The organism is Streptomyces sp. NPDC002602, assembly GCF_042889445.1.
Taxonomy (GTDB): domain Bacteria; phylum Actinomycetota; class Actinomycetes; order Streptomycetales; family Streptomycetaceae; genus Streptomyces.
The window spans coordinates 26408-53317 of the sequence record NZ_JBIAQX010000030.1; the positions used below are offsets into that span (position 1 = coordinate 26408).

The 26910-nt window shown below is 70.2% G+C and carries 25 protein-coding genes, 4 pseudogenes and 1 CRISPR repeat array; of the genes and pseudogenes, 16 read left to right on the plus strand and 13 right to left on the minus strand.

What is annotated here, in order from left to right:
• Positions 1–269: 269 nt before the first annotated feature.
• Genes ACFYW3_RS37875 through ACFYW3_RS37890 form a run of 4 tightly spaced genes read left to right on the plus strand, consistent with a single transcriptional unit; the run spans position 270 to position 3569 of the window.
• Positions 270–815: a hypothetical protein gene (locus ACFYW3_RS37875; protein ID WP_389388863.1), complete on the plus strand. Its 546-nt coding sequence runs from the start codon at positions 270–272 to the stop codon at positions 813–815.
• Between the two features lie 5 nt (positions 816–820).
• Positions 821–1447 carry a hypothetical protein gene (locus ACFYW3_RS37880; RefSeq protein WP_389388864.1) on the plus strand — a complete coding sequence of 209 codons (627 nt, stop codon included), beginning with the start codon at positions 821–823 and terminating at the stop codon, positions 1445–1447.
• A 17-nt stretch (positions 1448–1464) separates the two neighbouring features.
• Positions 1465–2409: a hypothetical protein gene (locus tag ACFYW3_RS37885; protein WP_389388865.1), complete on the plus strand. Its 945-nt coding sequence runs from the start codon at positions 1465–1467 to the stop codon at positions 2407–2409.
• Positions 2406–3569: a cysteine desulfurase family protein gene (locus ACFYW3_RS37890; protein ID WP_389388866.1), complete on the plus strand. Its 1164-nt coding sequence runs from the start codon at positions 2406–2408 to the stop codon at positions 3567–3569. Before ACFYW3_RS37885 ends, ACFYW3_RS37890 begins: the two co-directional genes overlap by 4 nt.
• 9 nt (positions 3570–3578) lie before the next feature.
• Here the strand turns inward: ACFYW3_RS37890 and ACFYW3_RS37895 are convergent.
• The 5 genes and pseudogenes from ACFYW3_RS37895 to ACFYW3_RS37915 all read right to left on the minus strand — a co-directional run.
• Positions 3579–3671 (minus strand): annotated as a pseudogene (locus ACFYW3_RS37895) (IS5/IS1182 family transposase); the annotation flags it as partial.
• Between the two features lie 7 nt (positions 3672–3678).
• A CRISPR array of direct repeats spans positions 3679–4372; the repeat unit is 29 nt; unit sequence GGGGTCATCCCCGCGCGTGCGGGGAGCAG.
• A 282-nt stretch (positions 4373–4654) separates the two neighbouring features.
• A complete protein-coding gene (locus ACFYW3_RS37900) occupies positions 4655–5332 on the minus strand; it encodes a response regulator transcription factor (RefSeq protein WP_351751814.1) in 678 nt (225 codons plus the stop codon).
• The gene (locus tag ACFYW3_RS37905; RefSeq protein ID WP_389388867.1) at positions 5329–6540 is read right to left on the minus strand and encodes a sensor histidine kinase; all 1212 of its coding nucleotides are present in this window, start codon (positions 6538–6540) and stop codon (positions 5329–5331) included. The genes ACFYW3_RS37900 and ACFYW3_RS37905 overlap by 4 nt, the downstream gene beginning before the upstream one ends.
• A gap of 20 nt (positions 6541–6560) precedes the next feature.
• Positions 6561–7106, minus strand: coding sequence for a hypothetical protein (locus tag ACFYW3_RS37910; protein ID WP_389388868.1), 546 nt, complete (start codon positions 7104–7106; stop codon positions 6561–6563).
• A 403-nt stretch (positions 7107–7509) separates the two neighbouring features.
• Positions 7510–8451, minus strand: coding sequence for a TetR/AcrR family transcriptional regulator C-terminal domain-containing protein (locus ACFYW3_RS37915; protein WP_389388869.1), 942 nt, complete (start codon positions 8449–8451; stop codon positions 7510–7512).
• 115 nt (positions 8452–8566) lie between these two features.
• On the opposite strand from ACFYW3_RS37915, the gene ACFYW3_RS37920 reads away from it, so the two are divergent.
• On the plus strand, positions 8567–10126 hold the full coding sequence (locus ACFYW3_RS37920; protein WP_389388870.1) for an MFS transporter: 1560 nt from the start codon (positions 8567–8569) through the stop codon (positions 10124–10126).
• Between the two features lie 63 nt (positions 10127–10189).
• Here ACFYW3_RS37920 and ACFYW3_RS37925 read toward each other — a convergent pair whose 3' ends face one another.
• Both ACFYW3_RS37925 and ACFYW3_RS37930 read right to left on the minus strand, forming a co-directional pair.
• Entirely contained in the window at positions 10190–10372 is a 183-nt protein-coding gene (locus ACFYW3_RS37925; protein ID WP_389388871.1) for a PmrA, read from the minus strand.
• Positions 10373–10533: 161 nt separating this feature from the next.
• Positions 10534–11139 carry a helix-turn-helix domain-containing protein gene (locus ACFYW3_RS37930; protein WP_389388872.1) on the minus strand — a complete coding sequence of 202 codons (606 nt, stop codon included), beginning with the start codon at positions 11137–11139 and terminating at the stop codon, positions 10534–10536.
• A gap of 145 nt (positions 11140–11284) precedes the next feature.
• Here ACFYW3_RS37930 and ACFYW3_RS37935 point away from each other — a divergent pair, with 145 nt between their 5' ends.
• Positions 11285–12271 (plus strand): alpha/beta fold hydrolase, encoded by a 987-nt coding sequence (locus tag ACFYW3_RS37935; protein ID WP_389388873.1) that lies wholly within the window; start codon positions 11285–11287, stop codon positions 12269–12271.
• A 351-nt stretch (positions 12272–12622) separates the two neighbouring features.
• Here ACFYW3_RS37935 and ACFYW3_RS37940 read toward each other — a convergent pair whose 3' ends face one another.
• Positions 12623–13501 (minus strand): alpha/beta fold hydrolase, encoded by an 879-nt coding sequence (locus ACFYW3_RS37940; protein WP_389388874.1) that lies wholly within the window; start codon positions 13499–13501, stop codon positions 12623–12625.
• A 112-nt stretch (positions 13502–13613) separates the two neighbouring features.
• On the opposite strand from ACFYW3_RS37940, the gene ACFYW3_RS37945 reads away from it, so the two are divergent.
• Complete coding sequence (locus ACFYW3_RS37945; RefSeq protein ID WP_389388875.1) at positions 13614–15551, plus strand: BTAD domain-containing putative transcriptional regulator; 1938 nt, start codon at positions 13614–13616, stop codon at positions 15549–15551.
• Between the two features lie 229 nt (positions 15552–15780).
• Positions 15781–15987 (plus strand): annotated as a pseudogene (locus tag ACFYW3_RS37950) (Tn3 family transposase); the annotation flags it as partial.
• Between the two features lie 228 nt (positions 15988–16215).
• On the opposite strand, the gene ACFYW3_RS37955 reads toward ACFYW3_RS37950, so the two are convergent.
• Positions 16216–16386 carry a hypothetical protein gene (locus tag ACFYW3_RS37955; protein ID WP_389388876.1) on the minus strand — a complete coding sequence of 57 codons (171 nt, stop codon included), beginning with the start codon at positions 16384–16386 and terminating at the stop codon, positions 16216–16218.
• A 313-nt stretch (positions 16387–16699) separates the two neighbouring features.
• Here ACFYW3_RS37955 and ACFYW3_RS37960 point away from each other — a divergent pair, with 313 nt between their 5' ends.
• Positions 16700–17254, plus strand: a complete 555-nt coding sequence (locus tag ACFYW3_RS37960) for a barstar family protein (protein WP_389388877.1) — start codon at positions 16700–16702, stop codon at positions 17252–17254.
• Between the two features lie 159 nt (positions 17255–17413).
• On the opposite strand, the gene ACFYW3_RS37965 is transcribed toward ACFYW3_RS37960, so the two are convergent.
• On the minus strand, positions 17414–18016 hold the full coding sequence (locus ACFYW3_RS37965; protein WP_389388878.1) for a recombinase family protein: 603 nt from the start codon (positions 18014–18016) through the stop codon (positions 17414–17416).
• Between the two features lie 23 nt (positions 18017–18039).
• On the opposite strand from ACFYW3_RS37965, the pseudogene ACFYW3_RS37970 reads away from it, so the two are divergent.
• Both ACFYW3_RS37970 and ACFYW3_RS37975 read left to right on the plus strand, forming a co-directional pair.
• A pseudogene (locus ACFYW3_RS37970) lies at positions 18040–18459 on the plus strand (ArsR family transcriptional regulator); the annotation flags it as partial.
• A pseudogene (locus tag ACFYW3_RS37975) lies at positions 18456–19312 on the plus strand (MFS transporter); the annotation flags it as partial. The pseudogenes ACFYW3_RS37970 and ACFYW3_RS37975, both read left to right, overlap by 4 nt.
• A 19-nt stretch (positions 19313–19331) precedes the next feature.
• Here ACFYW3_RS37975 and ACFYW3_RS37980 read toward each other — a convergent pair.
• Together ACFYW3_RS37980 and ACFYW3_RS37985 are read right to left on the minus strand one after the other, a co-directional pair.
• Positions 19332–20807, minus strand: a complete 1476-nt coding sequence (locus ACFYW3_RS37980; RefSeq protein WP_389388879.1) for a hypothetical protein — start codon at positions 20805–20807, stop codon at positions 19332–19334.
• Positions 20808–20880: 73 nt separating this feature from the next.
• Positions 20881–21081 (minus strand): hypothetical protein, encoded by a 201-nt coding sequence (locus ACFYW3_RS37985; protein WP_389388880.1) that lies wholly within the window; start codon positions 21079–21081, stop codon positions 20881–20883.
• A 34-nt stretch (positions 21082–21115) separates the two neighbouring features.
• Here ACFYW3_RS37985 and ACFYW3_RS37990 point away from each other — a divergent pair, with 34 nt between their 5' ends.
• The 5 genes from ACFYW3_RS37990 to ACFYW3_RS38010 all read left to right on the plus strand — a co-directional run bounded on the left by ACFYW3_RS37990 (position 21116) and on the right by ACFYW3_RS38010 (position 25470).
• Positions 21116–21733, plus strand: a complete 618-nt coding sequence (locus ACFYW3_RS37990) for a hypothetical protein (RefSeq protein ID WP_389388881.1) — start codon at positions 21116–21118, stop codon at positions 21731–21733.
• Between the two features lie 310 nt (positions 21734–22043).
• Entirely contained in the window at positions 22044–23168 is a 1125-nt protein-coding gene (locus tag ACFYW3_RS37995) for a tyrosine-type recombinase/integrase (RefSeq protein WP_389388882.1), read from the plus strand.
• A complete protein-coding gene (locus ACFYW3_RS38000; RefSeq protein ID WP_389388883.1) occupies positions 23165–23500 on the plus strand; it encodes a helix-turn-helix domain-containing protein in 336 nt (111 codons plus the stop codon). Before ACFYW3_RS37995 ends, ACFYW3_RS38000 begins: the two co-directional genes overlap by 4 nt.
• Positions 23497–25038: a hypothetical protein gene (locus ACFYW3_RS38005; RefSeq protein WP_389388884.1), complete on the plus strand. Its 1542-nt coding sequence runs from the start codon at positions 23497–23499 to the stop codon at positions 25036–25038. The genes ACFYW3_RS38000 and ACFYW3_RS38005 overlap by 4 nt, the downstream gene beginning before the upstream one ends.
• 48 nt (positions 25039–25086) lie before the next feature.
• Positions 25087–25470, plus strand: a complete 384-nt coding sequence (locus tag ACFYW3_RS38010) for a transposase (RefSeq protein ID WP_389388885.1) — start codon at positions 25087–25089, stop codon at positions 25468–25470.
• A 9-nt stretch (positions 25471–25479) separates the two neighbouring features.
• Here the strand turns inward: ACFYW3_RS38010 and ACFYW3_RS38015 are convergent, their stop codons facing one another.
• Positions 25480–26379, minus strand: a complete 900-nt coding sequence (locus ACFYW3_RS38015) for a phosphotransferase (protein WP_389388886.1) — start codon at positions 26377–26379, stop codon at positions 25480–25482.
• Positions 26380–26910: the final 531 nt, after the last annotated feature.

Here is a 26910-nt window from a genome sequence, read left to right on the forward strand (position 1 = left end):
ATCGCCCCGGAACCCTTCGGGACCAGGCACTTTGAGCGGGCCGGATGGCAACGGCGGCATGTGCTTCCCCTCCCCTGGGCACCACCCCACCAGCTTGCACTGTCCCAGCGGCCAGGAGTAGTGGACTTCACCGCATTTCACGCCAGGAAAACCTTGAAATGTTCGGGTGGACATGGAGACATGGCGAGCTACCCACGGGAACATTTCCTCAGTCGCCTTCGGACATGGCGGCGGTCACCACACCGATGCCTGAATTCCGGGGGTGAGTCATGCTCTCAGCCGCGTCCATCAAGGACCACATCAACAGCGGCGCCGTGACGTGGGACGGGGAACTGCGCGGGGACGGCCTGCTCTTGAAGCTCGGCGGTCCGATCCAACCCATCGTCGCGCCGGACGCCGTCGTCGACCTGGCCGACCAGGCCGGCATCGACACCCTGTACGGCCCGCAGATCGCCGACTGGACGACGTACGACCTGGCGCCGGGGCAAATGATCCTGGCGCCGGCCTCCGAGCCGGTCTCCCTGGGCCCGGACGTCGTGGGGATGATCGGCGGTCTGAGCCATCTGGCCCGAGTCGGCCTGGCCATCCACGTCACCAGCCCGTTCGTCCTGCCGGGCTGGGCCGGCCATCTGACCCTGGAGCTCGTCAACCACAGCCCGGCCACCCTGCGCCTGCATCACGGCATGCCGCTGGCCCGCCTCGTACTCCAACTCCGCGGCGGCGGCCCCGCCGCGACCGCCCACCCGTTCTACGGCCGTCCCGCAAACCTGCGAAGCCGCTACGCCGACGAACTCGTCGACCCGAACAAAGGGTGACTGACATGGACGACTGCCAGTTCTGCACCGAGTTCACCACGCGCGAGCCCAAGACCCGCATCATCACCGAGACGATCGACCGCTGGGCCCTCCTGCCCACCGTCGGCTGCCTCACCCCCGGCTACTCCCTCTACATGCCGCTGGAGCACCTCGACGCCGCCGCCGACGTCCCGTCCGACGACCTCCCGAAGGTCGCCGCCGGCCTGGAGTCGATGCGCACCCTGATCCAGGCCCACTACGGGCCCACCATCGTCGCCGAGCACGGACCGCGGGACTGCGAGCTCGGCGCCTCCTGCTGCAGCCACGCTCACCTCCACCTCATCCCCGTACCGGACCCGGACGCCATCCTGGCCGCGTACGAAAAGGTCGGTGGCCCGGGCCGGCGCCTCTCCTCGCTCGTCGACCTGCCCGCGGCCGCCGAGACCTCGTACCTGTACCTCTCCCCGCGCCCAGGCGAGCACCACTACTGGCCCGCCGACGGCCGGTTCGCACGCCAGTTCGTCCGCCGCGTCGTCGCCGACCAGCTTGGCATCGGCGAGCGGTACGACTGGCGCGACCACCCCTTCACCGAGAACCGGCACCAGACCTACGACACGCTGACCTCTGCCATCCGGGCCACCGCAACCGCCTGACGACGAGGGGGAGCATCATGGCGATTCCCTTGCCCCGCCCGCTGCACACGCAGAGCGCCGAGGAACTCGTGGCGGCCGCCAGGGACCGGCGCTGGCCGAAGTGGCAGACCATGGCACTGTTCCACTCGCTCGGCCTCCCCACCCTGAACGCGGCCCTGTTACGGCCCGGCCAGAGCCCGGCCGAGATACGCACCTCCGCCCACGCCCTCGCCACCGCGCTCGGCACCGACAGGCTGATGATCCGCTCCGACGGCGGCGTCGAGAAGAAGGCCTACTACCGCGGCGGCAACACCTTCCCCATCGGCGAGATCGCGCACCGCGCGCAGCCCCTGCTGGCCGACGGGCGCGCGGTCATCCTGGCCGGCCCCACCAACCGCTTCACCAACAGACTCACCGTCATGATCCGCATGGACCGCCCGGGCCCCGGCGTCCGGGGGACCTTCACCCTCGAAGCGCTCGGCCCCGGCTACGACGTCGCCGACCTCACCCGCGGTGAACTGCCGCCCCAGGTCACCGCCCAGCTCGACGACGTCGACTGGGATCACTACACCACCCCCCGCTGGAACGAGTGGCAGTTCAGCGGCGACCACTGCCCCGGTGGGGAGGAAGCACGCCGGCGCCGCCGTCTGGAGCGCCTCGCGGCTCAGACCCTGGCCGACGGCGGACAACTCGCCGGAGACCCTCAGCCCGAGCACGCCGAAACATGGCTCCGCGAACACGGTTATCTGCAGCTGTTCGGCCCCCAGGACCCGCGCCCGGCCCTGATGCGGCGCGCCGCCAAGCTGTTCGAGGACGCCTTCGTCCTCACCCGGGCCCAGCCGAATCGGAACTGGCGGTGTCTGGCCACCGCATTCTCCGTCTTCGGCGAGCCTCGCACCGTCTACTGGGACCTCGTCGACGGCGAACGCAAGTACTCCGCAGCCGCGCCGGCCGCCGCCCGGGCCAAGAAGGAGACAGCGTGACCAACCGACCGATCTACCTCGACCACCAGGCCACCACCCCACTCGACCCCCGCGTCCTGGCGGAGATGCTGCCGTACCTCACCACCGAGTACGGCAACCCCAACAGCGCCCACGCCTACGGCCGGGCAGCGGCCAAGGCCGTCGCCACCGCCCGCCGGCAGGTCGCCGACCTCATCGGCGCCAAGAACGCCGTCGAGGTCATCTTCACCTCCGGCGCCACCGAGGCCAACCACCTCGCCATCGTCGGCGGCGCCCTCGCCAAACGCCCCTGCGGCGGCCACATCGTCACCAGCGCGATCGAGCACAAGGCCGTCCTCGCCGCCGTCCAACGCCTCGTCGATCACCACGGCTACACCTCCACCCGCGTCGCCGTCGACGAGCACGGACGAGTCCATCCCGGGGACATCGCCGCCGCCCTCACCCCGAACACCGTCCTCGTCTCTGTCATGCACGCCAACAACGAGATCGGCACCCTGCAACGGATCGCCGTCATCTCCCAGCTCACCGCCCACCGAGGGATCCTCCTGCACACCGACGCCGCACAGAGCGCCGGATACGGCCTCCTCGACGCCGACGAACTCGGCGTCGACCTCGCCTCCCTCTCCGCCCACAAGCTCTACGGACCCAAGGGCATCGGCGCCCTCTACGTCCGCGGCGGAACCCTCCTCACCGCCCAACAGACCGGGGGCGGCCAGGAACGCGGATTACGAGCCGGCACCCTCAACGTTCCCGCCATCGTCGGCCTCGGTGCTGCCGCCCACCTGATCACCAGCGACACCGCCCCTGCCCTCACCCAGATCCGCGCCCTGCGCGACCGCCTCCAGGACAGGCTCCTCGACGCGATCCCGGGCGCCACCGTCAACGGGCACCCCAGCCGCCGGACCCCCGGCTCCCTAAGCCTCACCCTCCCGAACGTCGAAGCCGCAGACGTCCTTGACCACCTCCCGGACATCGCCGCCGCAACCGGATCCGCGTGCAACACCGGCACCGGCGAACCCTCCCATGTCCTCACCGCCATCGGCCTCACCCGCACCCAGGCCCGCCGCACCCTGCGCCTGGGCATCGGCCGCACCACCACGGCCGCCGAGGTGGAGCGCGCCGCGGTACTGATCGCTCAGGCCACTGCCAGGCACCGGCCGCCTCGTTCCAGCGCCGCATAAGGCTGCGTCCTATGGGGTGAGGCGGACGAGCCGTTTGTGGCAGCAGATGGGTGCGGCGAGCCCGAGAAAGGCCAGGTAGTTGCGGGGGCGTCGGGAAGGTCGGCGCCACGGGGTCATCCCCGCGCGTGCGGGGAGCAGGCGCCGGCCTGAATGGACGGCTGCCACAGGTAGGGGTCATCCCCGCGCGTGCGGGGAGCAGTCGCCGAGGGTGTCGTGCGTGACGGCGGCGAGGGGGTCATCCCCGCGCGTGCGGGGAGCAGATCGTCCATTCCTCCATCGGCGGGTGCGCGATGGGGTCATCCCCGCGCGTGCGGGAAGCAGGGACGAGCTCTGCGCCGGGCCTGGAGGGGTCATCCCCGCGCGTGCGGGGAGCAGCTTCTGTCAGACCCCGGGTGAACTGGGGAAACGGGGTCATCCCCGCGCGTGCGGGGAGCAGACAACGGAAGACCTCGGCGAGTTCTGGAAGTGGGGGTCATCCCCGCGCGTGCGGGGAGCAGGGGTCGACGGACTCCGTGACCGTGGACAGGTAGGGGTCATCCCCGCGCGTGCGGGGAGCAGCCTGGCCCACGTCGGCTACGTCTCCAACCCCGAGGGGTCATCCCCGCGCGTGCGGGGAGCAGGTAGCCAGCAGATCGCGGGAGCGCATCGACCCGGGGTCATCCCCGCGCGTGCGGGGAGCAGGCGTACCTGTCGAGGAGGTCGGCCTCGGCGTGGGGGTCATCCCCGCGCGTGCGGGGAGCAGAGTGGAACGAGTCGATGGTCTCGCGGACCACCGGGGTCATCCCCGCGCGTGCGGGGAGCAGGCTTGCTGAGCAGGGACGATACCTGGCTCAGCTGCCGTTTTGAAGCACTTCCAGTGAGTCCGGCATATCAGGTGAAAGCCCTCCAACGCGTTGGAGGGCAACGCCGGTTCGAGGGCGACGGCCGGCCCCCTGTGAGCCACGTGGCGGTGAACCTGGGGAGCGTGTTCATGTGGTCTCGGGTTCGGAAGGCGAGGGTCGTGCCGCTGGTGATCAGGCAGCATTTGCAGCCGATGGCAATGCCCACCCCTACCCATGGCCGGTGCCGTGATTCCTCGGTCGGGGTCAGGCCAGGCCCGCCGCGATCGCCCGGCGTACCGCGTCGGCGCGGTCCCGGATGTCCGCTTTGGCAAACAGGTTGTTGATGTGCGTCTTGACCGTCGCCTCGCTGATGAAGAGCTTCTCGGCGATCGCCCGGTTCGGCAGTCCCTGGCCGATGAGGGTGAGGACCTCACGCTCGCGTGAGGTGAGGTCCTGCGGCAGTGGCGAAGGCTGCGCTGTGGCCGTTGGCCGCGCGCGGGCGGTGGCAAGGAGCCGGTCCTGGACCTCCCGGTCGAGCACGGCCTGGCCCGCGGCGGCGGCGCGGATGGCGCGGATGATGTCCTGCCGTCCCGCGTTCTTCGTCAGGTAGCCGCGAGCGCCGGCGCCCAGCGCGGCCAGGATCGAATCGTCGTCGGCGAAGGTGGTCAGCACCACGACGGCGATCTGCGGGTGCTCCTCGCTCAGTCGGCGGGTCGTCTCGATGCCGTCCATCACCGGCATGCGCAGGTCCATCAGGACGACGTCCACCGCTGCTGCCGCTGTGGCGACTGCTGCCAGCACCTCCGTGCCATCGGCTGCGGCGGCGACGACCTCGATGCCCTCCGCCATGCCGAGCACCGCGGCCAGGGGCTCACGGACGGCGGCCTGGTCGTCGGCGACGATCACCTTCAGGTGCTGCTCGCTCTCGGTCGGTCCACTCATACCGGGATCACCGCCTCCACTTGCCAGCCGCCTCGATCGTGCCCTTCCGTGACCGGGCCCGCGGTAATGGTGCCACCCAGCAGCGCCACGCGTTCGCGCATTCCGATCAGCCCCATCCCGCTGCCCACGTCCGTGCCCACGTCCGCGCCCGCCTCGCCGGTCGCCGTCGTGGGTCCGTTACGGATCCTCAGCGTCGTGGATCCGGCCTGGAACGTCAGTTCCACCCGGGCGTCGGATCCCGGCGCGTGCCTGGCCGCGTTGGTCAGGGCCTCCTGCGCGATGCGCAGCAGGTTCTGGGTGACCTGGGCCGGCAGTTCACGGACGGTTCCGGTGACGGTGAGGGCGTCCCGGTGACCGGAGGACTCGACCATCGCGGTCAGGCTCTCGAGTAGCGGAAGGGAGTCCTCGCGCAGCGCGTGTACGGTCCACTGGGCCTGTTTGAGGCTCTCCCTGACCAGGCTGTGTGCCTTGCTGTTCGCCTCACGGACCTTCTCCAGGTCACCGGTGTCGAGCAGGGCGTCGGCCAACTCCAACTGCATGTTGATGCCGGCCAACGAGTGCGCCAACACATCGTGGACGTCCCGGGCTATGCGGGCGCGCTCGATGAGTACGGAGGTACGGGCCTCGGCGCGGGCGGCCCGCTCGGCGGATTCGGCGGACGAGATCATCGCCTCCACGGCGCGCTGCCTGCTGCGGCTCAGGATTCCGGCCACGACCGGGACTGCGACGGTAAGGCCCACGGCCCAGGGCAGCAGTTCGTGTCCGGGGCCGAGACGGAAGAACAGGACGCCGCTGCAGAGCAGGCCGGCCAGAGCCGCGAGCGAGAGGGCCTGCCCGAGGGGGAGCCGGTAGCCGATGTGGCCGACGAGGAAGTACGCGAACAGGTAGCCGGAGCCGGTTCGGGCGGTGCCGATCAAAGCGGCGGCCGCCACCACCCCGAGCGTCAGCCAGACGAGGGCGGCGCGGGGCGGGAGCCTGGTCTCGGAAAGGTGGCGTGCCATCAGTGCCACCGCGTTCACCGCGATCAGCGCGGCCACGACCAGGCCGCGACCGTCGAATCCCAGCGGGCGGACCGTCACGACCGCGCTGACGATCACCGCCAGGGTGACGGCCCCATGCAGCCGTGGATCCTGGCGGGGCGCGACCCGGGGGCCGGGCCCCGAGTCCGGGGCCGGCCCCCGGCCGGCGGCACTGACAGATGCGGACACGCCGCGACCATAGCCCACCGTCAGGCGGCGCGATCGAGCACGGCCTCGCGAGCACGCGCACCCACGGGCAGCTCCTGCTCCCGAGTCGCCCGGCGGCTCCGTACGAAGATCGTGGCCAGCCGTGTGACCACCTCGGTGAGCGCCATCAGCACGAAGGCCGCAACCCAGGCATCGGCGGTGGTGATGTCATGGGTGGCGCTGAACCGTGCCACGTCGTCGCCACCGCCGTGGTCGACCCAGACCTGGAACCCCATGCGTGCGCCCATGCCGAGCACCCACAAGGCCGCCGAGACGACACCCGCCTTGATGAAGAGGTGTCCGTCCATACTGCGGATCCGGGTGTACACACCGCCCGCGATGCCGAGCGCCGCGCCGGCCGCGACCAGCGCGCCGATCAGCACGAGGTCATTGCCCGCGGTGGGGACGGTCGTCAGGTACTGGGAGGCCACGAAGGCCACGATGCCCAGCGGGAGAAGGTAGGACTTGGGGCCCAGACGGCCTTCCCGCAACTGCCGGAAGACGATGAGTACCAGGGCGATGTCGGTGATCCAGTCGGTTGTGGTCATGCCCTCAAGACTGCTGTCGCGCGCCCGTTCACACCTGGACCCACGGGTGGAGGTACGGGTGGAGATCGACGCGCCGCGTCACTGCCGGGCGGTGGTGGGCGGTGAGGACGTGGCCGAGGCACGGAGGGGGTTCAAGGGCGTCCCACCTGGCCCAACGAGCGTAGTCGTGGACCAGGCGGGACGCGAGAGCCGGTCGCGTCCCGGCCCTGGAACCCTTGGGGAGGAAGCCGGGGCCGTGGGAACCGGGGGACTTGCGTAGGACGGCGGGCATGGCCGGCGCAGGTGCTCTCGATCACCTGCCGTGGACGCCCCGCTTCACCCAGACTCGGCGGGCGGGGTGGGGGGCCGAGTAGGAACGGACCAGGAAACCGGTGTTGCTGTCAGAAGTTTGACGGCCAGCTTCTCAGCTCGGCCGCCAAGTGTGAGCCCCAGCAGCCCTGGCCCCAGATTGCTCGATGAGTGATTCGACTCCGTCCAGCATCCGTGCGAGCCCGAACTCGAAGAGGGCGTCGAGTTCGAGGCCGGAGTCCTCCTGGTCGAAGAGAGTGGACAGGATCGGATAGGACCCGGCGGTCTGGATCGTCTCCATCCGCGGTTCGTTGGAGGCCATCCACTCCTCCGGAGTCATGCCGGTGTCCTGTCGTGCTTGCGACTCCAGCTCGACGGCCGCCGCGACCCCCTGAGAGTACCCGAGGAGCGCGAGGTGGACGTGGAGGATCTGGGTCGGTGTCAGCCCCAGGCCGGTCAGGGCGCTGAGGACCCGCTCGGTGTACCGCATCGCGTGGGGTGAGGCCATCGGCCGGGTGAGGGCGGCCATGGCCCGTGCCAGCCAGGGATGGCGCTGGTACAGGGCCCACAGCCAGCGGGCCTCCCGTTCCAGTTGTGCGCGCCAGCCGGGCGGTCGCGACCCCGGCGGTTCTCCGTTGAACACGGTCTCCGACATCAGCCGTACGAGCTCGCCCTTGCTCGGGACGTGGCGGTAGAGCGCCATGGTGGAAACCCCGAACTCGGTTGCGACTCGGCGCATGGAGAGCGCGGCGAGCCCTTCGGCGTCGACGAGAGCGATCGCGGTGCGGATGATCCGATCCCGGGTAAGTCCCTGGTGCGGAGCCGGGGACCGTTCTCGTCCTGACTCGGCGACCACGGTGCCGACGCCGGGCACGGCCTGCACCAGACCCTCCCGGTTCAGGGTGGAGAGCGCCTTCGTCGCGGTCGCCATGGCGACGCCCCACTCCTGGGTGATGTGCCGGGTGGAAGGGATGCGGTCGCCGGGTGCGAGCTCACCCGAGGCGATTCGCCGACGGATGTCGCCGGCGATGCGGAGGTAGGGCGGTTCCATGGCCATGACTGCACTGTACTAGTGCACTTACAGGGCATTCAGGCTGCTGGAGACCGAGACACGGCGGAGTGCACTAGGTATCTGTTTGCGGCGTACGCCGGCTCCCGGTTCCCTGCCGTCCATGGAGAACACACCCGGCCCCCGCGCGGGGCGCAAGGAATGGACCGCCCTGGGCGTCCTGATGCTGCCTCTGCTCCTGGTCTCGATGGACGTCTCGGTCCTGTACTTCGCGATTCCCTACGTCAGTCAGGACCTGGAGCCCAGCGCGACGCAGCAGTTGTGGATCCTCGACATGTACGGCTTCGTCCTCGCCGGGCTCCTCATCACGATGGGTGCGCTCGGCGACCGGATCGGCCGGCGCGCATTGGTGCTCGCGGGAGCGGTGCTCTTCGGAGCGGCCTCGGTCGCCGCCGCGTACGCGCACACGGCTGAACTGCTCATCGCCGTACGCGCTCTGCTGGGTCTCGGCGGCGCCGCCTTGATGCCCTCGACTCTCGCCCTGATTCGCAACCTCTTCCACGACGAGAAGCAGCGCGGCAAGGCGGTGACCCTGTGGACCGGCGTCATGACGACGGGCATTTCGCTGGGGCCCGTGGTCAGCGGTCTGCTGCTGGAGCACTTCTGGTGGGGTGCGGTCTTCCTGATCAACCTGCCCGCGATGGTGCTGCTGGTCGTGCTGGTGCCGTTCCTGGTGCCTGAGTTCAAGTCGGCGAAGCGCGAGCGCTTCGACCTGCTGAGCGCGGTGTTGTCCCTCGGTGCTGTGCTCCTGGTCATCTACGGCATCAAGGAATGGGCCCGGCACGGGTACGAGCCGCTGCCGGCCCTCGCCATCGGCGTGGGGCTCGTGCTCGGCTTCGTCTTCGTCCGCCGCCAGAAGCACCTCGCGCATCCGATGATCGACCTCGGCCTGCTCGGCCGGCGTACCTTCGGCGGCCCGGTGTTCGCCAATCTCCTCGCGATGTTCGCCACCGTCGGGATGGCCGTCTTCCTCACCCAGTACCTGCAGTCCGTCCTCGGCCTGAGCCCGTTCAACGCCGCACTGTGGGGCCTGGTGCCGGCCGCCGGAGTGGCCATCATGGCCCCGGCTGGAGCTGCGCTCGCGCAGCGCATGGACCGTGCGTACGTCATGGGAGGAGGCTTCCTCCTCTCTGGCTGCGGGTTCCTCTGGGTGACCCAGGTGCACACCGACTCGGCACTCTGGTTCACCCTCGCAGGCGTCTCCCTGTACGCGGGCGGACTGGTCGCCGCTATGACCCTCGCCAACGAACTCGCCCTCGGCGCGGCCCCGCCGGAGCGCGCGGGATCAGCCGCGGCCGTGCTGGAGTCGGGCCAGGAGCTCGGCGGAGCGTTGGGCATGGCCATCCTGGGATCCATCGGGGCAGCGGTCTACAGCCGGGACATGGCCGGCGCGCTGCCCTCTGCCGTGCCGCGGGCCGAAGCCGTGCGGGAAACGCTGGGCGGCGCGACGGCCGCCGCGTCCCAACTGCCCGACGAGAAGGCCGATGCCGTACTGGCGGCCGCGCGCGACGCCTTCACACACGGGATGAGCTTCGCCGCCGTCGGCGCGGCCGTTGTCATGGCCGCAGCTTGCCTCTTCTCGTTCACATGGCTGAGGGGTGCGGGCAAGACGAGGCGCCCGACGGAATCAGTCGACCCGCGGCCCGCGACACTCGCGTTGTGATGGCCGGAAGTCCTGGTTCGGACACCAGGAGAGCGAATAGCCGCGAGGTCAACTCTTGAGGGCTCACTTGCGGCGGCGGGCGGCCGGGTCGCGCTCGGCGACGTGCCGGGCGACGGAGTCGACGCCGGGGCGTGCGTACCGCTCCAGGGAGCGAACGGAGGCGTGGCGGGAACGCGAACGGGCGGGTTCGGCGGCACCGGCCGTGTGACGGCTACGCGATCCGGTCGCCCACCCGGTACGGCTCATTCAGCCGGCGGCCCGTTTCGCCCGCGTCTACCTGCGGACGACGGGATGCGGCACCAGGACGACCCGTGTTGAGGACAGAGGGGCACGGAGAACTCCCACCCCACGGCCATGATCAATCTCAGCGCTGCATCCTGTGGCGCAACTACTCGGACCCGTGCTCGCTACCGGGCACTGAGGCCGGGGGCGGGCGGGGTGCGCGGTCGCAGGCGCTCTCCCTGCGGCCCGAACATGATCAGATACTCGACCGGGCCGCCGGGGCCGGCGTTCGCGACCCCATGGAGATTGCGGGTGTCGAACTCGGCGACGTCCCCGGCACTCAGGACCAGGTCCTGGTCGCCGAGTGCGAGCCACAGCCGCCCGTACAGGACGCACAGCCATTCCCAGCCGTCGTGGGAGACCTGCCGGGGCCGCGCGGGCGGTTCTTGGACGGCGGGTAGGACGTGTTTGTGGGCGTGCAGGCCCCCGACGTACCGGGTCAGCGGCAGCACCGCCTTGTCGTCGCCGGAACGCTGGAGCGCGGAGGTGCGGGGCTCGACGGCGGGAGCGGTGCCGGCCAGCTCGTCCAGGGAGACGCCGTACTCCTTCGCCAACTGCAGCGCCACTTCCAGGGTGGGCTTGCGTCGGCCGGTCTCGATCCGCGACAGCGTGCTCGGGGAGATGCCGGTCGCGCAGCTGACGCCGGTGAGCGTGGAGCCGCGGTGTTCGCGCGCGGCCCGCAGCCGGGGGCCCATCGCCGCCAGCGTGTCGGCCACGTCGTCGCCTGCCACCCGCTCTGCCCCCTTTCCGGACGTGCCGCTCCCACCGTCCTGTCCTGCAAGTTTGCCAGAGTGGCAAGGGCAATCGCGGTGGACGGTCGCTGCGCCGCATGATCGATGCGTACCTGCGTCCACCCGCGAACCGAGAGAAGACCCCATGCAGCCCGAGCCGTCCGCCGCACTCCGCCACCGCACCGTCGAGACCCCTGCCGGGCGCCTGCACCTGGTCGAGCAGGGCACCGGCCCGCTGGTCCTGCTCGTGCACGGCTTCCCCGAGTCCTGGTATTCCTGGCGCCGCCAGCTCCCGGCCCTCGCCGCGGCCGGCTACCGGGCGGTGGCGATCGACGTGCGCGGCTACGGCCGCTCCTCCAAACCCGCCGCGACCGACGCATACCGGCTGGTGGACCTGGTGGAGGACAACGTCGCCCTCGTGCACGCCCTCGGCGAGGAGAACGCGGTGGTCGTCGGCCACGACTGGGGCTCCAACATCGCCGCCACCTCCGCCCTGCTCCACCCCGGAACCTTCCGGGCCGTCGGCCTGCTGAGCGTCCCGTACGCGCCGCCCGGCGGCCCCCGCCCCACCGACGTCTTCGGCCAGATCGGCGGACCGGAGCAGGAGTTCTACGTCTCCTACTTCCAGGAGCCCGGCCGCGCCGAGATGGAGATCGAGCCTGACGTGCGGGGCTGGCTCGCGGGCTTCTACGCCGCCCTGTCCGCCGACACCATGCCCGCCCAGGGCGAACCCGACCCGCACTTCGTCGCCCGCGGCGGCCTGCTGCGTGACCGCTTTCCCGCCGGCATCCTCCCGGCCTGGCTGACCGAGGACGACCTCGACGTCTACGCCGGAGAGTTCGAGCGCACGGGTCTGACGGGCGCCCTCAACCGCTACCGCAACGTGGACCGCGACTGGGAGGACCTCGCCCCCCACCGCGGAGCTCCGATCAAGCAGCCATCCCTGTTCATCGGCGGCGCCCTGGACGCCTCCACCACCTGGATGTCCGACGCCATCGACGCCTTCCCCGCCACCCTCCCCGGCCTGACCACCTCCTACCTCGTAGAGGGCTGCGGCCACTGGATCCAGCAGGAACGCCCCGAGGAGATCAACCGTCTGCTGATCGGCTGGCTCAACACCCTCACGGGTTGAACCGCCGGCCACGGCCGACGACGGTCTGCCGCTGCGGCCCAAGCCCGTACGCATCCGCCGGCCCGAGGACCCGCTCACCCCCGAGGAGATCAACCTCCCCGCGCGCAGAACGCTGTCGACATCGTGAGTACCGTCGCGATCACCGCTGCGGCCTTCTCCTTCTCTCCCTCCTCCATGTCCGGCGTGCCGGCCATCGCGGCAATGGACATATGGGCATGACCAGGGGGGTGCGGCGGCACCCGGGACTGGAGCTGATCCTGGTCTCTCGCAGAGCCCGGAACCGGTCCATTGCCGAAAACCTGGCGCTCGCCGACCGACCGTGGCCCAGCCGGCGAGTCGGGAACAGGAGGCTCAGCGGGCCAGCAGGCCCCGGATCGCGGCCGCGATCTCGTCGGGTGCCTCCTCGGCCATGAAGTGCCCGGCGCGGGTCAGCCGGTGGTCCAGGTCCGGCGCCCACGCCTTCCACACCGCGGCAGCGTCGTAGCCGAGCTGCGCGCCCCAGTCCTGCTGGACGACCGTCACGGGCATGGCCAACTGCGACCCGGCGTCCAGGTCCGCTTGGTCGTGCGTGACGTCGATGTCCGCCGAGGCCCGGTAGTCCGCGACGATCGACGTCACCGCCGCGGCGCTCGCCCGCAGGTACTCGGCACGCACATCCTCCGGTATGGCGGTCGGGTCGTTGGCCCAGGCGTCGAGGAACGAGCCGAAGAACGCGTCCGCGCTGCCTGCGATCATCGCCTCCGGCAGGCCCGGCGGCTGCGCCATCAGGAAGAGGTGGTAGCCGACCGCCGCCGAGGCACCGCGCAGGACGTTCCACATGTCGAGCGTCGGCACGATGTCGAGGATGCCCAGGTGCGTGATGGTCTCGGGGTGGTCCAACCCCGCCCGGAAGGCGACGAGGGCGCCTCGGTCGTGACCGACGAGGGCAAAGCGCTCGTGGCCGAGCGCCGCCGCCAGAGTCACGGCGTCGGCGGCCATGGTGCGCTTGGCGTACACATCGGGGTCGTTGGCCGCCGGCTTGTCGCTGGCGCCGTAGCCCCGCAGGTCAGGACAGATCACCGTGTGCTCGTCGGCGAGCCGCTCGGCTACGTGTCGCCACATCAGGTGGGTCTGGGGAAAACCGTGCAACAGCACGACCGGGCTGCCGCTGCCGCCGACAGCCGCAGCCAGCTCCACACCGTCCGCACCGGGTAGGCGGATGTGATCGAAGCCGGGAATGGTGAGCGTCATGAAGGACCACCCTTTCGGGTCGGGGACTTGACCGGATCAGCTTGGGCGACGGCGATCAGCAGCCGATCAGTACGGTTGGGCGCAGCCGGCCTCCGGCACGGAGGATGGGGGCATGCGAATCGACGTGCTCGGTGTGGTGCGGGCCCTCCACGACGACGGCAGTCCGGTTGACCTGGGCGGACCCCGCCATCGTGAGGTACTCGCCCGGCTCGTCGCCGCCGAGGGACGGATGGTCACCACCGACACCCTCGTCCATGACCTGTGGACCGATCCGCCTGCCCGCGCCCTTGGCGCTTTGCGTACCTTCGTCGCCGCGCTGCGCCGCGCCCTCGAACCCGACCGACCGCCCCGCAATCCGCCGCGCGTCATCGTCACCGAAGGTCCCGGCTACGCGCTGCGCCTGCCGCGCGAGGACGTGGACGTCCATCAGTTCCAGGACACTCTGGCCCGAGCCCGCCGCAACGCCGCCGTGGTGAACGACCTCGGCGCGACACTCGCGGCCTGGCGAGGACCCGCCTACGCCGATGTGACCGGCTCCGCATGGGCGCAGCGCGAGCGGACCCGGCTGGAGGAACTGAGGTTGGAGGGGGTGGAACTGCGCGCCCGCATCCTCCTCGACTGCGGGGAAGGGGCCGATCTCGTCGCCGAACTGGGTGCCCATGTCGCCGAACACCCGTGGCGCGAGCCGGCCTGGGAGCTCCTTGCCCGCGCGCTCTACCGCGCGGGCCGCCAGGCCGACGCGCTTGCCACCCTCCGCCGCGCCCGCACGATGCTCGTTGACCAACTCGGACTCGACCCCGGTGCCGACCTCCAACGCCTGGAGACGGACATCCTCAACGGGTCCGCGCGCCCCGAAGGAACACGTACCGCGTGGAGCGGTCCCGGCATCCGGCTCGGCCCGCGCACCACCGTGGATCTGGCCCGCACCCTCGCACTGGCGGGCGGCGATGCCCTCGTCCACTCTCGGCGCGACCGCCTCGCCGCCATCCAGGCGGCGGAACGCACAGGAGACCTCTGCCTGACCGCCCGGATCATCGGCGCCTACGACGTGCCCGCCATCTGGAGCCGGGCCGACGACCCCGAGCAGTCCCGCACCGTCGTCGCGGCTGCCGAGCGCACGCTCACCGCGCTCGGCCCGGACGGCCCCGCCGACCTGCGCGCCCGCCTCCTGGCCACGATCGCCGTCGAGAGCCGCAGCGCCGATCTGTCCGGGACCGAGCTGAAGCACGCGCAGCGGGCGGCGCGTCAGGCCGAGGCACTGGCACGGCACCTGTCCGATCCCGCCCTGCTGGCCTTCGCCCTCAATGGGGTGTTCCTGCAGTCCTTCAGCAGCCCCGGGCTCGCGGCGGCACGGGACAGGACCGGCGCCGAGATCCTCGACCTGGCCACCCGGCACGAGCTGCCGAACTTCGCCGTACTCGGCCGACTCGTCCGCCTGCAATCCGCCTCGGCTCTCGGCGACCTCGACTCCGCGACCTCGCACGCCAACGCAGCCGACCAGCTCGCCGCCACCACCGAGGCGCCCCTCGTCTCCGTCCTCACCGGGTGGTTCAGGGCCCGGGCCACGGCCGCCGGCAGCACCGAACCCGGCGGACCGACCGCCGCCACGGCGGCAGCGCACTACCGCGCTGCCGAGGACACCCTCCGGACGGCCGGAATGCCGGGGCTGCACCGCGGCCTGTTCCCGCTCGCCCTACTGGGACTGCGCCTGCTGCACGACCGGCCCGCGCCCACCGACCCGCACCTCGACTGGGGCCCGTACAGGCCGTGGACGCGACCCCTCGTGCTGCTCGCCCAGGACCGGGTCGAGGAAGCCCGTGCCACCCTCGCCGCGATGCCCGAACCACCGCGTGACCACATGCAGGAGGCCATGTGGTGCCTGACCGCCCGCGCCGCCGTACGCCTCGGCGAGCGCGGAATCGCCGCGCACGCTGCGGCTGCCCTGCGCGATGCCCGTGCCGAACACGCAGGCGCCGCCGGCGGAATGCTGACCCTGGGCCCGGTGGCGCGCTACCTGGCCGAGGCGCAGGCGTGCGCCGGAGCGGGGTAAGCGACCGCAATACGCGAACCCTGAGCCCGTGGTGATCCACTGCCCGTCAGTGAAGGCCGTCGTGGCGATCTGGGCGACAGCCTTGGTGGTCCCTGCCGACGACCGCATCGTGGGGGGTGCCGAGCGGTCCGTTCGCAACTCCTGGCAACAGGTGTGACGCTCGGCGATTCTCATGAATGAACAGTTGCGACAGTTCTGAGAGATTCCCGCATGGAGCTGACGCCCGGCCTTGGTGCTCTTCAACACCCGCTACATGGACGCTGCTGTCGCTCGGCTCCGCGCCGACGGCTTCGATGTCCGCGACCGAGACGTGGCCCGCCTCTCCCCATTCGTGCGGCACCACGTCAACATGCTCGGCCGGTACTCCTTCCAACTACCGGAGCTGCCCGGTGGCCTGCGGCCCCTGCGCGATCTGAGCGCCGTCGACGAGAGGTGATTGAGGGCGAGTAGCCGTCCTCCGTCCTCCCGGGCCAGGCGGGTCCGTATCGTGGGTGCGAAGGTTGCTCGCATGTTCGGGGGTTGGGTGCGCGTCGCAGATCACGCCAGGTGGGGCCGGGGCTTTCCGGTGAAGTACCTCCTGGTTCAGGAGGACGAAGACGGCGTGGAACAGCTCTGGGGGAGGTGCGCGGGTGTTGAAGGGTTGTTCGTCGACCCCGTCCTGCCGTCACGGGAGGTACTCACCCTCCGTGGATGCCGCCCCGACGGTTTCCTGAGCGAGGTTCTGGCCGAGCCCGATGTCTCGCTCCGGAGTCTGGGCGACGTGTGCGTCGAGGTCTGGGACGACGAGAAGCCCGTTCAGTGGTGGACTCTCGTCGATGCGGTCGTGGTGGCTCATCAGCCCCACCCCGGCGACCCGACGCGGTACGACATCGTGCTCGGCGCCGGCGTCAGGAACGATGAGAGCTTCTTCGAGCTGCCTGCGACACCACGCTTCGAGCTCTTCGCCGGAACGACCACCGCTGCGGCAAGCGCAGGCCGCTGCTCTGGCGTGGACGGCCTGTTCAAGGCGCGAGTGGACCCGGCCCCCGTACCGATGGAGCTGATCGGCTGCGAGCCTGCGGAGCCCCTGCTCGCGGCGCTGCGGCGCCCTCGTCGGTCGGAGCGGGACTGGGCCCACCTCCTGATGCTGGATCGGCCATGGTGCCGTGATGGCCTCCCGCACCGTGGGCCTGGCCATCACTGGAGTGCGACCGTCCGTGCTCGGAGGCACGCTCGTCGACATCACCCTCACCGATGGTGGAGACGATCGGCCATCGTTGGCGGCCCGCCCGATCTGGGCGGAGTGGTATCAGGGCCCGCCTGCGGAGCCCAACATGTGGGCTCCGCACGACTCGCAGGGCAGGGCAGCGTGGTTGGACCTGGCCACCCGTGCCTGGCGGGCGCCCGCGCCCAGACCGGACCGCTCCGGCGGCGAGTACCACCTCGACGGCCGGTTCGTCACGGACGTCCCCGGGCTGCACTGCGCGATCGCCGAGGCCCTGCTCGGGCCTGGCCGCTACTTCGGTCGGGAGTGGAACGCCTTCAAGGACTGCCTGTGCGGTGGATTCGGAGTGGCCCCGCCCTTCACCTTGACCTGGCACGACTCCGAAGTCGCACGCCGCGCACTGGCGGACGTTGTGGAGGATCCGGAGGGCCGGCTCTCCTACTTCGAGGAGATCGTGCGGCTCCTCGAACGGTGCGGCGTCACGGTCGTGCTCCGGTAGCCGCAGGCACCCAAGTGACTCGGGGACGGGGCGCCTGGCCGGCTTCAGCGCCTGCTGTTGCCGGGCGCGAGCAGGCTGGTGCCTCAGCGATGGCCTCAGGGGACGGCTTGAAGCAGGGGCGCCGGTAAGAATGCTGTCACCAGCCGCAAACGGCGGTGATCAGTCCTCGGACCTGGTGGGTTGGGGCAGTTCCGGGGTGCTCGTTGCCTCGGCGAGTGCGAGGCGACCGCCCTTCAGTTCGGGCACGTAGTTGTAGATCGTGTTCCTGGAGACGCCGAGGAGCTTCGCGATCGAGGTGACGGTGTTCTCCGGGCGGGCGAGCAGGTCGCGGGCGTGACGTACCTGCTCCTCCGTCATCGCCGGCGGGCGGCCGAGTCGGGCGCCGCGGGCGCGGGCGGCGCCCAGGCCCTCGTTGGTGCCCTGCACGATGAGTTCGCGGATGAACTCCGCCAGCGCCGCGAACACGTGGAAGACCAGGCGTCCGCCGGGCGTGGTCGTGTCGAGCGCCTCGTGCAGCGAGGTGAAACCGACCACACGCTTGCGCAGGCCGGACACGATCGCGATGAGGTCCTGGATGGAACGGCCGAGCCGGTCCAGCGACGGGACGACGAGGGTGTCGCCCTCGCGCAGGTAGTCGAGGGCCTTCCACAGTTCCTCGCGTTCGGCGTTCCTGCCGGACTTCTTGTCGGAGAAGATCCGGATGCAGCCTGCTGTGTTGAGTGCGTGGATCTGCCGGTCGAGCAACTGCCCCTTGGTGGACACGCGTGCGTATCCCACGAGGCTGCAACGCGCGAGAGCGCTGGTGGCGGTCGGTGCACCGGACTACCTGGTTCAACGATCCGGAGCCGGCCGAGCGGGAGCCCGAGGCCGCACTGGCCTACCAGCAGTCCGTCGCCGCCATCTACACCCTGCGCACGCAGCAGACCCTGAACGAGCTTCAGACGATGCCCCGCGCATGGCGGAACACCTTCGACATGAGCGACTGGGCCTTGCGGCTCACGCCCGAGGAAGCCGCCGCCCTGTACCGGGAGTTGACGGAAGTCATCGCGCGCTACCGGCGAGACGCGCCGGAGACTGCGGCAAGTGCCCCCGAGGGAGCCGAACGGGTCGCCGTGATCACGAAGATCCTGCCCGAACTGGATGCGCCCGCCGTGTCGTCGCTCCCTTCCGGCCCTCAGGAAGAGGAAGGAAGCCCGACGTCATGACCGACGACGCCTCGGAGGCCGGCGGCATACCCGGCAAGAGGTCCTTACGGCCGCTGGGCGGGGTGCTGGGGGCCATGGCCGTGTCGCTGACCGGCACGCGGATTTCCGTTGTGCACTGCCCTGGTTCGTCCTCGTCACAACCGGCAGCGCCACCCAGACCGGACTGGTCGCCTTCTGCGAGATGACTCCCTACGTGGTGGTCAAGGTGTTCACCGGACCGCTGGTGGGCCGGATCGGCCCGCGCGCTGTTTCCTGGACCACCGATCTGGCCAGCGCGACCGCCGCCGCCGCGGTTCCCCTGCTCCGCGCTTTGGACTTGCTCTCCTTTCCCCTTCTGCCGGTTCTGGTCGCGCTGATCGGCGCGGCCCGGGGACCCGGCGACCTGGCCAACGAGGTGATGGTCCCGGAGGCGGCCGAGCGCGGCCGGGTGCCGCTGGAGCGGGCCACCGGTCTGGCCGGTGTGATCGAGCGGCTCGCCTCTACCATCGGCCTGGCGATCGGCGGATCCCTGGTGGCGCTGCTCGGCCCCCTGACCGCGCTCGCCGTCAACGCGGGCTGCTTCGCCCTCGGATCGGTGATCATCAAACTCGCGCTGCCTCGCGGCATGGGGCACAAGGCCGAGGAAACCCCCTCGGCGGCCGGGAAGACGGAACCGGGCTACTGGCGGCGGTTCGGCGAGGGCTTCACCTTCCTGCGCGGCGAGCCGCTGCTGCTCACCGTCATCGCCATGGTGGGGATCACCAACCTGCTGGACGCGGCGTTCGTCGCGGTGCTCGTGCCCGTCTGGGCCAGGGAGTCCGGCAACGGGCCGGCCGCGATCGGCCTGATGGGCAGCGTAATGGGAGCCGCGGGAGGCCTGGGCGAGTCGGCGGCTACAGACCCGCCCGGTTCAGTAGCCACTCCATGTGCTCGCCCGGAAGGAACGAGGAGGCGCCGGCGGCTTCTGCAACGCGCTCCGAGGAGTCAGCAAGGAGACGCAGCAGGGCTTGGAGCGGGAGGTTGCGGTGGGGCGCGACCGCGCAGCGGACGCGGTCTTCGGAGTCGGCGGCCAGCTTCTCGGCGAGTTCCGGGGGCAGGTCTGGATCGCGGGGTGCGAAGGACCGGAGCCGGGGCTCAGGGGCGGTGGCGAAGCGGCGCAGGGATGTCGGCGGGAACGTCAGGACCTCCTCCGTGTCCCACCAGAACGTGAACTTGTCCCGCCGGGGCCGGTAGCGGCGTTCGATGCTCTCGGCGGTCGCGAGATCGACCAGGTGCGGGGCGGTGTGCGCCATGGTGAGGCGGACCATCTCCTCATCGTCGTCGAGCAGTCGCGCCACCGCGCTGGCGGGAAGGGCCTTGCTGGCGGCTGCGGAGACTCGGAAGCTGACGTAGGGCGAGTCGATGTGCGGCAGTGGATCGGCCGTCACCCAGGGCAGCCGCAGGATCCGCAGTTCCGTGGATGCGAACTTGTTCTGGAACCAGTGCAGGAACGTTTCGTCGTCCGCGGCGGGGCCCGGATCAGCCGCCGAGTGCGACAGTTCGTGGACCGAGGCGTGGATCTGTGCCCGCACGTCCTCGGGCGTGTCAGGCCGAGCGAAGACCTTCACCCGGACGTCCAAGGCCGGATCGACCGCAAGGGCCTCGCGGGCCAACGGCGGCAGGTCGGGATGCCGGGCGAGCTCAGCGCGAACCTCGCTGTCCGGATCTGTGGCGAGCCGCTGGAGGGTGTCCGCGTCGAGAACGGCGTGAATGACCGCGCCCGCCCGAGTCACGGGGTCAGCCAACAGCGCCGGGAGTAGGTCCGAGGGCGGTATCGGATGCGGCAGGCGCGCGTAGTACGTCGAACACGCCGCAGCCCGGACCTTGGCCTCGGGATCGGTCAACAGGATGCGGCGAACCGCCTCCGGTGCTTGTGGCCAGTGCTTCGCCAGCGCGGCGCGGATCGCGGAGTCGGGGTCGGCGGAAAGGCGGGACCGGAGGTCGGACGGTGTGTGTTGGCCCTGAGCCAGGTACTCACGGACCCGTGGATCGGGGTCGTTGACGAGCTGTTCCAGCACCTCCCTCGGTGCGGTCGCGGCGTGGACAACGAGTGCGGCCCGCACCGCCCCGTCCCGATGGGCGGCCAGTCGGATGCGGAACCGGTCCGGCAGCCGGTCGTTGAGCGCCAGGCTGTGCAGGAGCCAGTGGTCGTCGATCGCGACGATCTCGGCGATCATGTCCTCGGTAAGGTCCGGACGCTTCGCCACCTTCCCCATGCCCCGCCGCCATGCGAATAGTCGCCGGACCATAGAAGCTGGCAGGGCTGGGTTCATCGCCAACCCGTCGATCACCTTGTCGAGGTGAACCGGAGTCAGATCGTCAGCATCCATGCAGCCAGCATCCCAGGCGGGCTTCCATGCGAAGCCACCAGGGACCGGTCCCGCTGCTGACCTGTCGCCGGCGTCATCGTCGGCCCGGAAGGAAGATGCGCTCGGCGTCCGGGTCGCCGACGGACAACCGAGCCAGAGTGGCATCCAGGATGAGGGCGGCCGCGAGTTCCTGAGCAAGGTCACGGGTGTACTCGTCGGCGGCCGCCGCCCATTCCCGGGTCGCCCGGATCAGCCGGTCGATCTCCCGGCGTACCGCGGCCAGACTCAGCGGCACCCTCGTCCCGACCAAGGTTGCCGAGACGACCGTCGTGGCCGAGCCCCGCCGGGAGTTGTCCGCCGCCGCCCGCGCCGCGATGGCCAAGGGCATCCCCGCTGCTACCGCCCGCGGGTACGCCGGGCACTGGCAGTGCTTCGAACAATGGGCCGTCGGCGTCCAGTTCGACCGCGCCCACCAGTTCGTAGTACAGCCGCTACTGGCCGGTCCGGTCCTCCCCAAGGGCAGTATGGGCGCCATGTTCTTCGCCGTCCTCGCCGTGGCCGGGCAGATCGAGCGCAACTACATCCGGGAGAAGACCCTCGAAGGCCAGGTCATCGCCGCGTCCAAGGGCAACCACGGCGGACGCCCGAAGGTCATCGACGACGACATGCTCACCTTCGCCGTCGCGCTCAAGGACAAGGGCGTCCCCGTCCCCGAGATCGCAAAGAAGTTGACCATCAAGGTCGGGAAGAACGCGGGCAAGTCTTCGTCGGTCGCCTCGCTGTACCGGGCGCTCGCGGAAGCCGAGGAAGCCGCGGCTGACGACGGCCTGCCGCTGCGGCCCAAGCCCGTACGCATCCGCCGGCCCGAGGACTCGCTCACCCCCGAAGAGATCGACCTCCGCGAACGGCTCCAGGCCCAGCCCCACCCGAACGCCGAGCTGCGGTAGTCCCGCCCACGACCTGCACCGATCCCATGATCACCGGCTTGGCGTTAACCGCTGTACCGCTGTACCAAGCGCCGCCAATTGCATCTGATGCGAACTCGCGACGATTCGCGAATCGTCCTGGGCTGCGGTGCCAACCAGCATGCTGACCACGGAATTTGGCCCGGCCTGCTGGTGGCGACGGTAGCGACGGACGTGAGGGCGACGCCAGCTGGTGTCACTCGTCCGGCTGACTGACCTGGGGTTTGTCCGCCGACTCGCATCAGATGCGGTTTTCTCGCGTGTGATGCGAGTGACGGAGGGTGGTGGACCGGTGGGGTTCAACGGGTCGATCCCAGGTGAGGCACGGCGGCACCTGGTGGACGGAGTCGCGCTGCTGCGGCCGGAGGAACAGATCTTCACCGCGATGCTGACCGGGTTCGCCAACCAGCAGCTCGCGCGGAATCTGGCCCGGACGACGGTGGAGGGCAGGGAGAACACGGTCAAGGCCTTCGCCGCGTACGTGAACACCTACCCGTGGCTCTGGACGCCGGCGATGGTCGACGAGTGGCTCGGCGACCTGCGATCGCTGCGGGATCTGCGCCGTTCCACGATCCGCTCCTACTCGGAGGCGGTCCGGGCGTTCTGCCACTTCGTCACCGACCCGCTCTACGACTGGGCGGCCACGTGCGAGGAGCGGTTCGGCACCCACCCGGTCCAGGTCGTTCACGAGTGGAACACCGCGGTGCACGTCCAGGACAACGAGGCCGACGCGAAGAAGCGGGCGTTCACCAAAGCCGAGCTGCACGCGTTCTTCGAGCACTGCGACGACGAGGTCGCCCGGATCCGGGCCTTCGGCCGCAAGGGCTGGCTGCCGGCGTTCCGCGACGCCACCCTGTTCAAGACCGCCTACGCCTACGGGCTGCGGCGCAACGAGACGCGGATGCTCGACGCCGCCGACTTCGGCCGCAACCCGCACGGCGCCGAGTACGGCGAGTTCGGCCGCTGCCAGGTCCGGTTCGGCAAGGCCAAGAAGGGCTCACCGCCCAAACGCCGCGGCGTGCTGACCGTGTTCGGCTGGACCCCCGACGTCCTGGACGAGTGGTTCACCGAGGTCCGCCCGCTGCTCGGCACCGACGGCAACCCGGCAGCCTGGCCCTCCGAACGCGGACTGCGGATCGGCTGCCAGCGCATCAACTCCCGCTTCATCGCCTACCGCAAGGCCCTGGGCCTGGACGACGGGCTCGACTACCACTCCTTCCGAAGGTCCTACGTCACCCACCTCATCGAGGACGGCTGGGACCCCCGCTTCGTCCAGGAACAGGTCGGCCACGAGCACGCCAGCACCACGTCCATCTACACCTGCGTCTCCTCGGACTTCCGCACCCGCACCCTGCGCCGCCACCTGGACGCCACCGTCGCCGCTGCCCTCCAGGCCCAGAACGGGAAGCAGGCATGAAGCGCAAGGTCGGCTACACCTGGCGGCTACGTGAACTGATGGCCCAGCGCCGCATCTTCACCGCGACCGAGCTGGTGCCGCTGCTGCGCGAACGCGCTATCGACCTGTCCGCCTCCCAGGTCCACCGCCTGGTCTCCGGGACACCCGAGCGGCTGTCACTGCAGGTCCTGTCCGCGCTCTGCGACATCCTGTCCTGCACCCCGGCCGACCTGGTGACCACCACCGCTGAGAACGCCGGTGTCCGCAAGACCGCCACCGGGGACCTGCCCACCCCGCCCGCGAACGTCGCGACGCTCCGGCCCCGCGCGGCCCGCATCCTGCCCGACGCATGAGCCACCCCTACGCCACCGACGAGCAGTACGAACGCTGGTACATGGCCGAGTGCTGCCGCTGCGGCCAGCGCAGACACAAGGCCGGCACCTGGCCGGACGGATACGTCTGCCGGACCTGCTCGGACCGCGCGGTGCGAACACGAGGCACCTGCCCCGGATGCGGCCAGGACCGGGCCCTCCCCGGACTTCACCCCGTCAACGGCTCCGCGATCTGCACGACCTGCGCCGGCTTCTCCCAGACCTTCGACTGCTCGCGCTGCGGCTTCGAGGGCAAACTCCTCGGCGGCCGGCTCTGCGAACGCTGCACCCTCACCGACCGGCTGACCGCCCTCCTGGACGACGGAACGGGCCGCGTCCGCCCCGCGCTGACGCCCCTGCTCGACCTGCTGGTGTCGATGGACAAGCCCAGAAGCGGCCTGGCCTGGCTGGAGATGCGCCGCAGCCAGCCGGGAAACGCCTCCCAGATGCTGCGGCGGCTCGGCCTCGGCGAGATCCCCCTGATCCACGACGCCTTCCACGAACTGCAGCCCTGGCGGGCAGCGGCTCATCTGGAAGAACTCCTGATGGCCAGCGGAGTCCTGCCCGCCGTCGACAAGTACATCTGCTCCTTCCAGCGATGGCTGCCCGGCCACCTGGCCGACATCGCCGATCCCGAGCACGTCAAGACGATCAAGCTCTTCGCGACCTGGCACGTCCTTCCCCACTTACGAGAGCGGGCCGATCGGAGTCACATCACGCCGAGCGTCCGCCGCTTCGCAGCCGAGCAGATCAAGCACGCGACGACCTTCCTTCGGTGGCTCAGCACCCGGGACAGATCCCTCTCATCCTGCGGCCAGCTCGACATCGACGCCTGGTTCGCCGAGAACACCGAACACGGCCGCACCTGCCTGAGGGCCTTCCTCAACTGGGCCAGACAGAGCGGCCGTTGTCCACGCTCCCTGTCCATCCCCACCATGAAGATCTCCAGACGACCCGCGCTGAGCGAGGACCAGCGGCTGGCCGCACTCGGCCAGCTGCTGACCGACACAGACACCCCGATGCGCCTTCGCGTCGCCGGCGTCATCGTCCTCCTCTACGCGCAACCCCTGACCCGGATCGTCCAACTGACGATCGACGACGTGCTCCACGACGGAGAGACCACTCTTCTGCGACTCGGGGAGCCCGCGTCCCCCGTCCCCGCGCCGGTCGCGGCCCTGCTGCTGGCACACATCGCGGACCGAGACAACATGAACACCGCCACCAACCAGGCATCCCGCTGGCTCTTCCCCGGCCGCCGGGCCGGACGGCCTGCCCGTCCCGACCACATGTCCTCACTCCTGGGCGAGATCGGCATCCCGGTCGCAGCCGCCCGCGGCGCCGCCATCCGACAACAACTCCTCGAACTTCCCGCCCCCGTCGTCGCGGACGCCCTCGGCTACCACGACAAGACCACCAGCCGCCTCCTCAGAGAGAGCGGCGGGACCTGGAGCCGATACGCAGCAGGCGACCACAGCCGGTCACCAGCGGACTGGGCTCCCAAGGGAACCCGCGACAGTTGAATACGCGAGCCCACCAGTACCAAGGCCGGGGGTCGCGCGGACTGGCCCATGCTCCTGGGTTCGGAGGATTCCTCCGGCGACAAGATTCCCGACATCTGGGGCGTCCGCAACGACGGGGTCCACCTGTTCAGCGGCAGGCTCCATGTCGTGCTGGACAAATCCTCCCCGCACAAACACCCGAACGTTCGGGCCTGGGCGGCGGCGAACAAGGTCGAGTTGGTCTTCCTTCCCACCTACGGCTCATGGCTGAACTGGATCGAGTCCGAGTTCGCGGCGCTTCGCCACTTCGCCCTGAACGGCACCGACCACCGCAGCCGCGACGAGCAGAACACCGCCATCAACGCCTACATCCGCCGGCACAACTCACGAGCCGAGCCAAAGGGCAACTTCGCTCGCGAATCACCCATCCGCGGCTGCGTAACAAGTCATTAGGCGTGGCGCTCAGAGCCCGGCGAGCACGGACAGCCGGATCGCCTCGTTCTCGGACAGCGACCGTATCGGCTCGCCGGTCACCACCTGCCGCTTGGACTTCCACCCCCGCAGCCAAAGGCTGGTTGCCCAGCTTGTTTCAAGCTCATCCCGTTCGAACCGCCGGTCGGCCACCTCCTGGTACGCCGCGAGGAACGCCGCCGACTCCTCGACGGACGGGGCCACATAGGCTGCGGCGATACCCACGATCACCGCCTCTGTCTCCACGATTGCGCTGTCCCAGTCGTACGCGACGTGGAGCTCTTCACCGCGCCAGCGGAAGTTTTCCCGGAACCAGTCGCCGTGGCCAATGACCTTCGGTGCCTGCCAACAAGCGATCCGTTCGCGCGCAGCCCGGCCGGCCCGTTCGAGCCAGTCCGGACCCGCTACCAAGTGAAAGGGCTGCTCGACGTCCTCGGCGGTCGCCCACGCCCCGGGCTCGTCATGGTCCCAGCGGTTCCACGACGGCTTCGGTTGGAGGTCAACATCGGCGGCCAACGGACGGGCGGTGCGCACGAGCGCTTCGAGAGCCGACGCGAACGGCCACGGAGCCCGCCCCGAAGACGGGAGTTCATCCCCTCCCTCGACCAGTGCTTCGACGCTGGCAGTCCACCCCCCGAGCGGAGTGGGTGCGAGGATCGGCGCAGGAGCCGGATACCCAGAAGCGTTCAGCAGACTCTGTACGGCGAAGCAGCCTTCGAGACGGGCAGCCGGCTTCCGAACCTTGATGACGACCTCTCGGCCATCGGCGAGCACGGCACCGATCACGACCGAAAGCCGACCGCTCCGGAAGCGCTCGGCCACAATCCTCGATCCGAGGTGGTGCGAACACCACTGGTCGAGCTGGCCGGCATCGATACGAGGGAAGTCCATAGGACGAACCCTACTGATCGACGTCGAACGTCCCTCAGGGGGTGACGCGCCCGCAGCCGATCTATTTCCCGTCGAACAATCGAGCAGAACCACTAGTCCGGCTCGCCCCCGTCGTCGTCCTCGTCCAGATCCGGCGCGTCCGGGTCGCGCAGCGGGCGCAGGGCGCTGGCTGGTCAGTTAGGCGTTACGGTCGGCGTCGATTACGTGGGCGAGACATTCGGTGTGGCCGGGCACGCGAATGCCAGGGCATCCGACCGGGTTCTGTGGGGTGCCGCCGTAACCGCAGTGCGGCCAGCCGGGTGGAGTTGGCAGGGGTGCGGGAGTCGGCTGGGCCATGCTCCGAAGGACGACCAAGTGCAGCTGGACGGTTGCCCGACCACGCCGCGGGTCGCCGGTGGTTCGAAGTCGAACCGGAGACCGGGAACCGAGTGCTTAGGGCCGGGGGAGGCGTGGACGGGGCGCCGCGGCGTCCGGCTCGCTCTTTGGCCGCCGAGTCGAGCTGCTTCTGCCGGATGGTGAGCTCCCGGGTGC

Excerpts from the sequence above, each read along its gene's own strand:
- ACFYW3_RS37880 (WP_389388864.1), top strand. The coding sequence starts at position 821 with ATGGACGACTGCCAGTTCTGCACCGAGTTCACCACGCGCGAGCCCAAG.
- ACFYW3_RS37900 (WP_351751814.1), bottom strand. The coding sequence starts at position 5,332 with ATGAGTGGACCGACCGAGAGCGAGCAGCACCTGAAGGTGATCGTCGCC.
- ACFYW3_RS37910 (WP_389388868.1), bottom strand. The coding sequence starts at position 7,106 with ATGACCACAACCGACTGGATCACCGACATCGCCCTGGTACTCATCGTC.
- ACFYW3_RS38000 (WP_389388883.1), top strand. The coding sequence starts at position 23,165 with ATGAAGCGCAAGGTCGGCTACACCTGGCGGCTACGTGAACTGATGGCC.
- ACFYW3_RS38005 (WP_389388884.1), top strand. The coding sequence starts at position 23,497 with ATGAGCCACCCCTACGCCACCGACGAGCAGTACGAACGCTGGTACATG.
- ACFYW3_RS37915 (WP_389388869.1), bottom strand. The coding sequence starts at position 8,451 with ATGGCCATGGAACCGCCCTACCTCCGCATCGCCGGCGACATCCGTCGG.
- ACFYW3_RS38015 (WP_389388886.1), bottom strand. The coding sequence starts at position 26,379 with ATGGACTTCCCTCGTATCGATGCCGGCCAGCTCGACCAGTGGTGTTCG.
- ACFYW3_RS38010 (WP_389388885.1), top strand. The coding sequence starts at position 25,087 with ATGCTCCTGGGTTCGGAGGATTCCTCCGGCGACAAGATTCCCGACATC.
- ACFYW3_RS37955 (WP_389388876.1), bottom strand. The coding sequence starts at position 16,386 with ATGAGCCACCACGACCGCATCGACGAGAGTCCACCACTGAACGGGCTT.
- ACFYW3_RS37945 (WP_389388875.1), top strand. The coding sequence starts at position 13,614 with ATGCGAATCGACGTGCTCGGTGTGGTGCGGGCCCTCCACGACGACGGC.
- ACFYW3_RS37875 (WP_389388863.1), top strand. The coding sequence starts at position 270 with ATGCTCTCAGCCGCGTCCATCAAGGACCACATCAACAGCGGCGCCGTG.
- ACFYW3_RS37885 (WP_389388865.1), top strand. The coding sequence starts at position 1,465 with ATGGCGATTCCCTTGCCCCGCCCGCTGCACACGCAGAGCGCCGAGGAA.
- ACFYW3_RS37960 (WP_389388877.1), top strand. The coding sequence starts at position 16,700 with ATGGCCTCCCGCACCGTGGGCCTGGCCATCACTGGAGTGCGACCGTCC.
- ACFYW3_RS37940 (WP_389388874.1), bottom strand. The coding sequence starts at position 13,501 with ATGACGCTCACCATTCCCGGCTTCGATCACATCCGCCTACCCGGTGCG.
- ACFYW3_RS37920 (WP_389388870.1), top strand. The coding sequence starts at position 8,567 with ATGGAGAACACACCCGGCCCCCGCGCGGGGCGCAAGGAATGGACCGCC.
- ACFYW3_RS37980 (WP_389388879.1), bottom strand. The coding sequence starts at position 20,807 with ATGGATGCTGACGATCTGACTCCGGTTCACCTCGACAAGGTGATCGAC.
- ACFYW3_RS37935 (WP_389388873.1), top strand. The coding sequence starts at position 11,285 with ATGCAGCCCGAGCCGTCCGCCGCACTCCGCCACCGCACCGTCGAGACC.
- ACFYW3_RS37925 (WP_389388871.1), bottom strand. The coding sequence starts at position 10,372 with ATGAGCCGTACCGGGTGGGCGACCGGATCGCGTAGCCGTCACACGGCC.